This window comes from Lacihabitans soyangensis, assembly GCF_024343775.1.
Taxonomy (GTDB): domain Bacteria; phylum Bacteroidota; class Bacteroidia; order Cytophagales; family Spirosomataceae; genus Leadbetterella; species Leadbetterella soyangensis.
Genome location: NZ_RJUF01000194.1, coordinates 49,842 through 61,172 on the forward strand (window position 1 = coordinate 49,842; position 11,331 = coordinate 61,172).

9 protein-coding genes are annotated in these 11,331 nt (G+C 36.8%); 2 read left to right on the forward strand and 7 right to left on the reverse strand.

The window, feature by feature from the left end; all coding sequences use genetic code 11:
* Window positions 1-144: 144 nt before the first annotated feature.
* Window positions 145-1,059: a ThuA domain-containing protein gene (locus EGI31_RS23425; protein WP_255039622.1), complete on the forward strand. Its 915-nt coding sequence runs from the start codon at window positions 145-147 to the stop codon at window positions 1,057-1,059.
* 340 nt (window positions 1,060-1,399) lie between these two features.
* On the opposite strand, the gene EGI31_RS23430 is transcribed toward EGI31_RS23425, so the two are convergent.
* Complete coding sequence (locus tag EGI31_RS23430; RefSeq protein ID WP_255039623.1) at window positions 1,400-2,341, reverse strand: alpha/beta hydrolase; 942 nt, start codon at window positions 2,339-2,341, stop codon at window positions 1,400-1,402.
* 151 nt (window positions 2,342-2,492) lie between these two features.
* Here EGI31_RS23430 and EGI31_RS23435 point away from each other — a divergent pair, with 151 nt between their 5' ends.
* Complete coding sequence (locus EGI31_RS23435) at window positions 2,493-3,590, forward strand: Gfo/Idh/MocA family protein (protein ID WP_255039624.1); 1,098 nt, start codon at window positions 2,493-2,495, stop codon at window positions 3,588-3,590.
* Window positions 3,591-3,740: 150 nt separating this feature from the next.
* On the opposite strand, the gene EGI31_RS23440 is transcribed toward EGI31_RS23435, so the two are convergent.
* The 6 genes from EGI31_RS23440 to EGI31_RS23465 all read right to left on the reverse strand — a co-directional run bounded on the left by EGI31_RS23440 (window position 3,741) and on the right by EGI31_RS23465 (window position 11,075).
* Complete coding sequence (locus EGI31_RS23440) at window positions 3,741-4,940, reverse strand: hypothetical protein (RefSeq protein ID WP_255039625.1); 1,200 nt, start codon at window positions 4,938-4,940, stop codon at window positions 3,741-3,743.
* Between the two features lie 13 nt (window positions 4,941-4,953).
* The gene (locus tag EGI31_RS23445) at window positions 4,954-5,289 is read right to left on the reverse strand and encodes a LytTR family DNA-binding domain-containing protein (RefSeq protein WP_255039626.1); all 336 of its coding nucleotides are present in this window, start codon (window positions 5,287-5,289) and stop codon (window positions 4,954-4,956) included.
* Window positions 5,290-5,350: 61 nt separating this feature from the next.
* Window positions 5,351-6,565: a hypothetical protein gene (locus EGI31_RS23450; protein WP_255039627.1), complete on the reverse strand. Its 1,215-nt coding sequence runs from the start codon at window positions 6,563-6,565 to the stop codon at window positions 5,351-5,353.
* 58 nt (window positions 6,566-6,623) lie between these two features.
* Window positions 6,624-7,265 (reverse strand): response regulator, encoded by a 642-nt coding sequence (locus tag EGI31_RS23455; RefSeq protein ID WP_255039628.1) that lies wholly within the window; start codon window positions 7,263-7,265, stop codon window positions 6,624-6,626.
* Window positions 7,266-7,331: 66 nt separating this feature from the next.
* Entirely contained in the window at window positions 7,332-9,101 is a 1,770-nt protein-coding gene (locus tag EGI31_RS23460; protein ID WP_255039629.1) for a tetratricopeptide repeat-containing sensor histidine kinase, read from the reverse strand.
* A gap of 111 nt (window positions 9,102-9,212) precedes the next feature.
* Window positions 9,213-11,075 (reverse strand): tetratricopeptide repeat-containing sensor histidine kinase, encoded by a 1,863-nt coding sequence (locus EGI31_RS23465; protein ID WP_255039630.1) that lies wholly within the window; start codon window positions 11,073-11,075, stop codon window positions 9,213-9,215.
* Between the last annotated feature and the right edge of the window lie 256 nt (window positions 11,076-11,331).

The window sequence follows — 11,331 nt, forward strand, 5'->3', positions numbered from 1 at the left end:
TTGGAAACTAAACCTAAAGATTTTTTAAAATTTCATCAAATTTGTATTTTTTGACAATTTTTACTGCTTTGAATTCCGAAAAAAAACTTATATTGGCAATACTCTACTTTAAAGTGGATTTAAAACATTTTCAACCCTATCAAAATGCTTAAAAAAATAATCTTTCTGTGGCTGACTATTGCCGCAATCCCTGCTCAGAGTCAAAGTCTGGAGGCACCGAAAATTGATAAGGAATTTCTGGACAAAATCGAATCCCTTGCACCCGCCAAAGCCAAAATTCAAGCACCCAAACGTAAGCTTTTGGTTTATTCGCAACACACCGGTTTTTACCATTGGACCATCCCTCATAACGACGAATTGCTGAAAATTATGGCCAAAAAATCTGGGGCTTTTGAGGTACATATCGCTCATGATATTGAGAGTTTTGAAAAGAAGAACCTGAAACAATACGACGCTGTCATTTTCAATAATTGCAATCCTTCAGGCCCCAAAAGAGATTTGTTTTATGATCTCTTGAAAATGAGAAGCAGCCTCAGCGAAAAAGAAATAGAGGCCAAAGCCAAAGTGTATCAGCAAAATTTCATGGATTATATTGCCAAAGGAGGCGGACTTTTCATCATGCATGGGGCCATTACGGTACAAAACAATGACATGGCATTCAGTCGCCTCACAGGCGGGAGCTTTGATTACCATCCGAAACAACAAACAATTCACCTCAAAGAAGTGGATAAAAACCATCCATTGGTTGCTGCTTTTCATGGGGATGGATTTACGCATGTAGATGAGCCGTATTTTTTTAATAATGCCTATGCAGAGCACAATTTTAGACCGCTACTTTACATGGAAAGCAAAGATATCACAGGCAAACGCGAGCAGGCCCATGACGACATCGTGTATCTGGCTTGGGTAAAACGCCATGGCAAAGGCCGTGTACTTTACAGCTCCATGAGCCACAATATCCAAAGTGCCTACCAAGCTGAGCTACTGGAGTTTTTTCTAGACGGCATCCAATACGTGACCGGAGACTTGAAATGTGATGATAGTGTGATGGGGAAATAAGGATTTTGGGAAGGCCTTAATTCAAAATCGATTATCTCATTTTTTATAAAAAATTTGACGAGTATTCCTTATTGTCTGATTGGTTTTTCTTCAAGGAATACACGCTCAAGTTGATATTCTGAAGAAGCAAAGTCATAAGGTTTTGTAAGGAGGAAATAACTATTTGTGAAGTAATATTCTAGGAAACTTTGCATAGAATTAAGAACTTCTTTCTAAGTGAGGGAAAAAACTCAAAATCAATTAGTCAATAGATTTTTGATAAAAAAAGGCTTGAATAGAAAAATAACGATTTGTAAAATTTGGCAGAATGCTTAATCATCCTACCAAATTTTGCTTTAATTTATTTCGCCACCAAAAACTTATTCACATCTAACCAATGCGTGAAGGCATCAAACCATTTGTTACTGGTGCGGTTGGGATTTCCAAGCCCGAAACCATGCCCACCATTTTGGTAAAGGTGAAATTCTACAGGTATACCCGCTTTGTACCAAGATTCTACAACTCCAAACTGACCTCTAAACAGAAAATCATCAGAGGCTATTGCTACGAACATCGGAGGGGCATTTTTTGGAACTTCTACTGGTCCCATTCCACCATAAATTGGTCCAATAAATGCCAATTTCATAGTCTTAGAGTGTAAAGTTGAATGCATTGTTAATCCAGCACCAGCAGAAAAACCAATCATTCCGATTCTTTTGGTATCCACACCCCATTCTTTTGCTCTATTCACAATCATGGCATAAGCTGCTTCCGCATCTTGAAGTTGATTGTCAAGTTTCCATTGTGGAGCTGGTGGTGGGGTAGCCGCTTTTGAGCCATCTGCCGGTGCGGGAGCTGGAGTACGTGGGCGGTTCATCCATGCCGTGAAATCTTCGAGTTTTTCAGGCGTTGGGTTGAGTCTGTATTTTAAAACGAAAGCAGCAATGCCTTGTTTGGCAAGAGCTTCTGCCACTTCCCAGCCTTCGTTTCCAAGCGATAACCAACTAAAACCTCCACCTGGTGCCACTATAACTGCTGTTCCATTGGCCTTTCCTGGCTCTGGCAAAAATGGCGTTAAGGTTGCTTTCGTAATATTACGAGCCATGGGATCGCCCCACTGCTTAAACCAAGTTTCTGATGCCGGTTGATTTTCAACTCCACCAGTACCAAGCGGAATAGCGTTGGGTTCTTTCGGAGTTTCCAGCGGATAAATAGTTCCGTCCTGGGCTAAAGCAAGGTTCGAAAATGCAAGTGCAGTAAACACACAAGCCAATTTCCTTAATTTTTTGATACTCAATTTCATTTTCTGATATTTTAAGGTTGAGAATTCAAATATAGTGTATTTTTGACACGTTTTAATATTTTACAATAATTTATATTTTTTTGTGATAAAAAGTAATTTAGCCATGAAATTACCAGTTAGAATTACATAAAATACAATAAATACTTTTTACATGAAAAATACCCTTAACCGTAGATCATTTATAAAAGGAATTACAGCCTCTTCCGCCTTGATTCCATCCCTTTCTTTTGCCAATATTCCCACAAAATATGAAGGAAAGAAAATCAAAGTAGCCTTGGTTGGCCTCGGCAGATATGCCGAATATATGGCTTCTCAAATGAAAGACTGCCAATATTGCGAAGTAGCAGGCTTGGTCAGTGGTTCAACAGAAAAACTCGAGTCCTGGGGCAAAGAATATAACGTTCCGACCAAAAACAGATACAATTACGAGAATTTCGATAAAATCAAAGACAATCCAGACATAGACTTGGTGTACATCATTTTGCCGAATGCCATGCATAAGGATTACGCCATCAGAGCCGCAAAAGCCAAAAAGCATGTATTGGTAGAAAAACCAATGGCGGTCAATGCAGCCGATTGCTTGGAAATGATAAAAGTTTGTAAAGAAAACAATGTTCAGCTGGCAATGGGCTATCGCCTTCATTTTGAACCTTATAACATGGAAATGATGCGTTTGGGTCAGAAAGAGGTTTTCGGGAAAGTTAGGGTTGTTGAAGCTTCATTGGGATATTTTGCCGGCCAAAAAGGCGAGTGGAGATTAAGTAAAAAACTGGCTGGAGGCGGCCCATTGATGAACCTCGGCGTGTATTGTGTACAAGCTGGAAGATATATTACCGGCGAAGAGCCTATTTCTGTTACTGCTCAGTTTGGGCCAGTTTTACGAAAAGAATTGTTTACCGAAGTGGAAGAATCTATCACTTGGCAACTGGAGTTTCCAAGCGGTGCAGTTTGTACATCTACTTCAACACTTGCTGCGGGTATAGACAGGCTTTATGCAAGTGCCGAGAATGGACGTTTTGAACTCAGTCCTGCCATAAGTTACGGGCCTTTCAAAGGCCGAACCCACGAAAAGGAGATGGACTTTCCGCAAATAAACCAACAAGCTGCCCAAATGGATGCCATCAGTAAAATTATTCTTGAAAACAAACCAATGCCCGATCATATCTCAGGCCTCGAAGGTTGGAAAGACATGAAAGTGTTAGATGCTATTTATAAAGCCGCCGAAACTGGGCAAAAAGTGAGGATTTGACTAGACTATGGTTGCATTTATCTAATAATTTGGTGGCTATAAAGGCGGATAAATCGAAGTTATGGCTTCTTTTTATCCGCCTTTTCAGATAATCCTGTAATGATTTACTAAACATTTCAAAAAGTGTTCGATACTGACGACCTGAAAAGTTTATTCCTCATAGGTAACCACAATACTTGAAACACCCATAAAAGTTGACCATGCGGTACCCGATTTTTGGGTTACTGTAATTTTGTAGCTGTTTGTCAAATTATTTATGGTCAAGGGAAATCCTGACAAGTCCAAAAACTGTATACTCGAATTATTTCCTGAAGATGAGGTCAGGGGAGTTATGAATGTAGAGGTACCCGAATGTGGTGTCCGTTCCAAATAGAATGTTAGGTCATTTGTGACATCATTGTCCTGATAATAAGCCCTTATATTGGTAAGTATTGCATTGTGTGGTAAATATAAAGCACATTTTATTGAACCTACCCCGCTATTTAGGTACGCCAAACCAGAGAAATAGGAAGCCGCTGTACCGTCATTGCTAATTTTTACAAAACTAGTATTAGGTATAGCCAAATATTTGGTTTGTGCTTCGGCAGTCAATGATCCGTTGGCATCCGCCTTCACCGTCCTTAGGCTAGTGCCTGCTAAATCTGTAGAACGAATTGTACCATTCACGTGCAGTTTTTCTAAAGGATTGGATACACCAATTCCCACGTTTCCATTGCCTTTGAATCTTACGTTTTCATTTAAGGCACTACTTTTACCATAACCGAAAGCGATGTCTCCATCAATATTTCTCGAGAAAATTTGAAACAAATTGCTCTGATAACCAATGCCGTAGTGGTTTTCGTCAAATGAGGTACACGAACCAAATATGCTACTGGTACAAGTCTTATCATTCAATGAAATTTTATCGCCATAAGCCGAATTAAACGTCAATGGGAATGCGGTATATAAAGGATAGCCAATTCCAAGCTTTTTTATGGTCATATTATCTGAATCTATTCGAGCGATCTCATTGTTTCCACTATTAAAACTCAACCATGAAAAACTTTGTAATTGAAAATTTGAATTGAACGAGCTATAACTATTATGTTTTATACTGTACTTATTTACGGAATTATTATTAAACTCAATCGATGAAGAAGATGCATTGGCAAGTCCAATGCCGAGAGGTTCTGAATCCATCGTTAGAAAAGACTTGCCAGTTAGAGAATTTCCGGGCTGTCCCTTTATCGACAACCGAGCGTCTCCTTGTTTCTGAATCAAGGTGTTATCTGAGCCACTTGGAGATATCGTTATGGACTGACTATAAAGGGCGTTTGCGATAAGCGATAATAGAAAAATAGTTTTTTTCATTTCTAATAAATTTTTAGGCGTTAAAAGATAAGTGCTTAAGTACTTCTGAAATTCGGCGTCGCGATATGATGAAATTTTCTCCTTTGTTTGTAAGAACCCCATTCTTAGATATTTGCACTATTTCACTTTTGTTTATCAGCACCGATCTATTGATTCTTATGAATGAACTTTCTAGTGCTCCTTGATAGGTGCTGAGGGTGTAGGACATCAGTATTCTCTTGCCATTTTTCAGATAGAAACATGAATAGTTCTTCTCACTTTCGATGTGACTTACAATGTCCTTAGCATGGTAAAGAAGTTCGAGATGTTGTTTTCTTGGCAAATGTTTCATCAGTCTTTTTTCTGACAAAATTCAGAAGAAAACAATATGCTGTCAATCAGATAAACATATGGTTTTGCAGGCAGTGGTTCTAAAAATTATAAGGTGTTTCATTAATCCAATGAAAACCTCTGGTCATCAGTCTAGTATTATTAGTACTTTTTCGAAGAAATATTAATGGTGTTTTTTGATTGGATTGCGAAAGAGACAAAGTATCCCCTTGAATCTTGTAACTAAACTTCAACGAAGAGTCTGGAATTGCGACATTGATAAGTTTAATATGTTTTTTGACACTGTCTAACTCAACAGAATAGGTGGCAGTGATTCCGCCTGATTTATAGGTTTTAATCAGATCGTTGTACACAAAGTTTAATTTCACCCAGTCGTTGGAAGGATTTGGTACAGAAGCCAATCTTTCATAATAACCAAACAATGTATGTTTAGGAGTTTTAAAGTCTTGAACATAAGTGGTGTATGAAAAATACGGAAGCCCCAATAATGAAAACACAACAATAGCATACTTCAATACCAAAATACTGATATTCAAATATTTTTTAGAAAACCTAAAGGCTTTTTGAATATTTAAGGTGGTTGGTTTATCAGTAAAAAAGAATTGAAGTAAGTCCTTTATATTGAACACCAGAATATATAAAGTCATCAAAAACAATGTACTTGAGAGAATCTTGACAGGTACATCATAGAAAAAGTTTATGGCCATCACATTGGCTGTTGTCATAAGGGTTATGATAGCACCCACAGTGACCGTACGACGCCAAAACAACAGTGAGGCCAATATTTCCACTATACCCATAAAAAGATTGTAGCCTTTCGAAAAACCGAGAAATGTCCAAGCCAAAGCCATTGGACTTGAGTCGCCATAGGTCTGCATGAGTCGGTACGGACTAGGATATGGAAACTGTAGTTTCCAAACTTTTATCATGCCGTATTCTATCAATGTAAAACCTACATAAAATCTCAAAGCAGCTATCAACCAATAATTTAGACGGTCGTAATTGGTATTTTTTGAAAAAACAATTGCCCATATTGAAGAACCGAAAACAGCCAAAACCAATATGAGCAAGACCAATACCCAATTGTATGTGGTATCGCCGCTGCCGTTTTCAAAAACAACAATATCGTAAGGTACAACTCCAAAAGTCTTTGAAAACAAGGGTACAATCCAATGCAAAAACTGATTTACAAATGGAATGGCTCGCCCAAAAAATTCAAAGAAAATGTATAATCCAAAAAATAAAAAGCTGAATTGAAAACCTAGCTTCTGTATTTGACTCCAATTGTTTTTCATGGGTAAAAAATATTATTCAAAAAAAATGCTGTTAGAAATGCTGACATAAATTAACAGGTCAAACCAAACGTTCTTTCAGGGCCTTCACCACTGCCTCAGACTTGGAATTGACATGTAGTTTTTTGTAAATATTGTTGATATGGCTACGGACCGTACCCATGCTAATAAAACAATTGGCCGCAATCATCTTATAACTATCGCCACTTACCAAACATTTAAGTATATCGAGTTCTCTATCAGAAAGCTTTTCTTCGGGATTGGGCTGATCTTGTGGTTTTGAAAAAAACTCTAATACTTTTCGGGCAATGGATGGTGTCATGGGTGAGCCACCTTGGTAAATTTCGTGTATGGCTTCTATGATTTCAACTACCCTTGAGTTTTTTAATAAATAGCCCGAAGCACCGGCTTGAAGAGCGTCAAAAAGTTTATCTCGGTCCTCAAAAATGGTAAGAATTAGAATATTTATCTCTGGATACTTGGCTTTGACCAAAGCTGCAGCCTCAATGCCATTCATAATCGGCATGTCAATATCCATGAGGATTACATCAGGCTTATATTCAGAACAGTTTTGTAGAATATCTCCCGGATTTTCGAAAGCACCCAAAAAATCAAACTCCTCTGAACTTTGCAATAAATGGCTCAGACTGCTACGAAGCGTCATACTATCTTCATAAAGGGCTACTTTTATCACTTGGTTCATGATTTGAGGCTGCAATTTGTTTGAAAAATGGTTTATCTGCAATAGAATAAATATATGGTTTTTAACTTAATCTATCTCTAACTGGACAGTGGTACCTTGATTTATTTCCGAATAAATATTCAATCGCCCACCAATGTTCTCTGCCCGTTTTTGCATATTTCCAAGACCGTTACGAGAGTTTTTCCCATTTAAATCAAAACCCTTTCCATTATCCTTTACGCTGATCTTTATTTTACCATTTTCTATGTCGCCTTTAACCCATAAATTTTTACATTCACTATATTTTATAGCATTATTTATGGCCTCTTTCAATATCAAATAAACGTCTTTTCGTTTTTCCATCTCTATATTTCGACCTTCTAAGTCTTCCGAAAAATCAAAGCTAAAGTCTATATTTTGAGTTTCAAGTAATGGAACAGCAAAGGACTTTATCTTTGCCTCAAGATTCAGAAATTCGTCATTATTGGGATTGATGGTCCAAATTATCTCATCCATTTTATTAATGACCATTCTTGCGTCTTCTGATACTTGCCTCATTAAATCGGTTTTGTACTGCCCCTTTTGTATTTGATAGTCTGCCATTTCGGTCAATATAGCGATACTGCTCAGCGTACTTCCAATTTCATCATGCAAATCGGCCGAAAGTTTATTTCGTATTTTTTGTTTATCCTCGATTCTTTTAAACCTTGCTCTTTTTAATAATATGTAAATTATGGCAACAGAAATGACTATGATTGAAACTCCCACTGCTAACCATATATTTCGCTGCAGTGTGGCATTTTTCTTACCAAGCTCCATCATTTTGAGTTCAGAATCTTTCTTTTCCAGTTCGAGCTTATTAAACTTCAACGCCCATTCTTTAGAGTAAACCGAATCTTTCAGGGCGTACGCTTGGTTTTTCAATTCATAGGCTCTTTTGTAATCTTTTGTTTCGGCATACAAATCAGCCAGGTAGAATTTTCCTCCATAAACCCAAGTTGGGTTATTACTTTTTTCGGCTGTTTCAATTACTCTTTTGGCATAAAAAATGGCTTTATCGTAGTTTTTTAAGTGTTGATAATTAAAATAACTGAGTAAAGAATAAGCTTCTACTAGTCTATTTACGTCATTTATTCCTTCCGACATCTTCACACTTTTTTCCAAGTAGTATTTCGCCTTATCGTACGACTCTTTCCTCAAATATATTTCGGCCAATAAAGACCAAGCCATTGAATAGTTTGCCTTTCTGCCGTACTTCTCAACCCACCTGAGAGATTTTTCTGCGTGTACCAAAGCCTTATCAACATTGTTCTTGTCTAAATAATAATAAGCAATGGCATTCTCTGCAAGATATCGTTGAGTTAAATCTGTATCTGAATATGCTATGGGCAATAGTTTTTTATACATTTCTTCAGATTTTGACGAATCAATATCAGCGTAAATTTTTGCAAGGATTTCATATGACTGTGTTATATATTCTCTCAGTTGATGCTTCTCAGTTAATCTTACAGCTTCTAGAGCATATTTCAGGGCGTTCTCATTGTCTAAAGAATATTTTGCATTAATAGCCTTAGCTGTAAGTATTTTTTGTAAATACTGAGGTGCTAATTTATGTTTTTGTACTATGAGGTGTGCATTCTGAAAATGTCTCTTTGATTCCTCGTAGTTGTTAACTCTATATGCCATTAAACCCTCAAAAAAATAAACTTGAAAAAGGCCAATATTATCATGCAGTTTTTGAGCTAATAATTTATTTTGCTCTAATAAGGTCTTAGCTTTTGAGGTGTCATCCAAAGGGTTAATCAAATACCAAATATATTTTTCAGCAGTTCGCAAATAGTTGATATCCTTGGGCATAATCTTTAATTTACGTTCTAAAGAATCGGCCTGTGGGTTACCATATAACCAGTTAATTATTACAAGTTGCAAAAGAATAATTATAAAAATTCGCCTCATTAATCGCAATTGTCAAAGTTTTAAAAATATAATGGTTCCCTCATCCATCTTACTTTTTATTTCAAATTTCGCCCCAAGACTTTCAGCCCTATGTTTCATGTTTTTCAGGCCATTTCGTTGGGTAATAACATTTTGATCAAAGCCTTTCCCATTGTCGGCCACGGTTAATTTGATCTTTTCATTTTCTAAAATACCCTTTACTTCCAAGTGTGTACAATCACTATATTTTATGGCATTGTTTATAGCTTCTTTCAAAATCAAATAAATATCTTTTCGTTTTTCCATTTCAATATTTCGGTTCTCTAAATCACCTGAAAAATCAAAGTTAAAATCAATGCCCTTGCTTTCGAGCAGTGGTACTGCGTACGACTTTAGTCTTGCTTCCAAGTTCAGAAATTCGTCATTATTAGGATTAATCGTCCAAATAATCTCGTCCATTTTTTCAATAACCTTCCGGGCGTCATTGCTTATTTGTTGCATAACTTCAGGATTACTGCCGGTTTTGGGTTGCATTGCCAGCATTTCCGACAAAATGGAGATACTACTGAGCGAACTACCTATTTCGTCGTGTAAATCTGCCGACAGTCTATTTCTTAAGTTTTGTTGTTCTTGTAATCTCCTAAATTTATTGCGAGAATTCAAGATATAAAAACCACCTAGCGACATAATAACTATAAATCCTATGGCCGAAATAACCAAGTTTCTTTGTAAAACAGTATTCTTATTTTTGATGGCCATTAGATTCAGTGAGGACTCTTTTTTCTCAAGTTCCAATTTATTCATCTTTAAGGCCCAGTCTTTCGAGAAAACCGAATCTTTAAGAGCTATGGCTTTCTGTTGATACCAGAAGGCCTTTTCATACTTCTTAGCATCGGCATAAATGGTAGCCAACGACTCATAAGCTCCATACTCACCGGTAGCATTTCCGTTTTTCTTCGCAATTTCGTACGCTTTCAAATAGTAATTGATGGCTTTTTCGGTATCCTTCTCTATATAAAAATGAAAATATCCGAGTAAGGTGTAGGAATCAGCCATCCTGTTCAAATCTTCAATTTTCTCAGACATTTTTAGGCTTTTATAAATATATTCCTTTGCCAACTTGGGTTGGTTCATTTCGAGGTATACATCCGCCAAGAGAATCCAAGCCATTGAAAAACTTGCCCTCCTACCATATTTTTCAACCCACTTTAAAGATTCTTTGGCATGTTTTAAAGCATTATCAAGTTGTTTGGTTTGTAAATAAAACGCAGCCATGTAATTTTCGGCCAAATACCTTTGGGTATAATCAGAATCCAAATATGCGGCTTGAAGCATTTTGTCATATAACCTTTTCTTGTCTTTAGCCTCAACATCCACATTCTCAGCTGCCAGTGTCAAATAGGCAGTGGTTATTCCATCTGTCAAATGATATTTTTCAGTTAGTTTGGTAGCCATTTGGGCAAATTTAGTGGCATTGGCATGATCAAATTTAAGCCAGTAGTAGTTAGACATCAGGCCAAAATATTTCTGTTGTGATCTTACAGGTAGTTTATTTTCTGTAATAACTTTACCTGCCTTTCGCAGGTAAGAAAACATCTCATCAAACCTGGAAACTCTACTTCTCAATAATGCTTCAAGCAGATAAATATCAACCAGACTCAGATAATCATTTATTTTAAGAGCAATCTTCTCTGATTGGTCAAGGATTACGTCAGCCTTTTTAGGATTATCTAATTTATGAACAAGCCACCAAACATATCGAATTGATAACCTGAGATAGTTTGCATCTTTAGGAATACCTACAAGCAATTTTTCAACAGCGTTGTGTTGATATTTAGCAAAACTTGAGGTATGCCCCAAGAATAAGAATAACGCTATTAAGGTAGCAAACTTCACGGATAAAATAAATTTCGGGTTATTGTAAATTTGGAAGTTTTATGTCACAGTTCAAAATTCAACCTCTAGATTTTTATTTAAAGGAAGAGAAAGTTGAAAACAAAAACTCGTGTGTCATCGTGGCAAAAATGCAATTCTTTACTCAGAAAAACACGTCCACACACGTACAAAAGTGTTCGTTTTCGGACGAAAAAAACGAACAATAGATTTGCAAAATATTGATATTCAACAATATAAACTATTGGCACAGCATTTG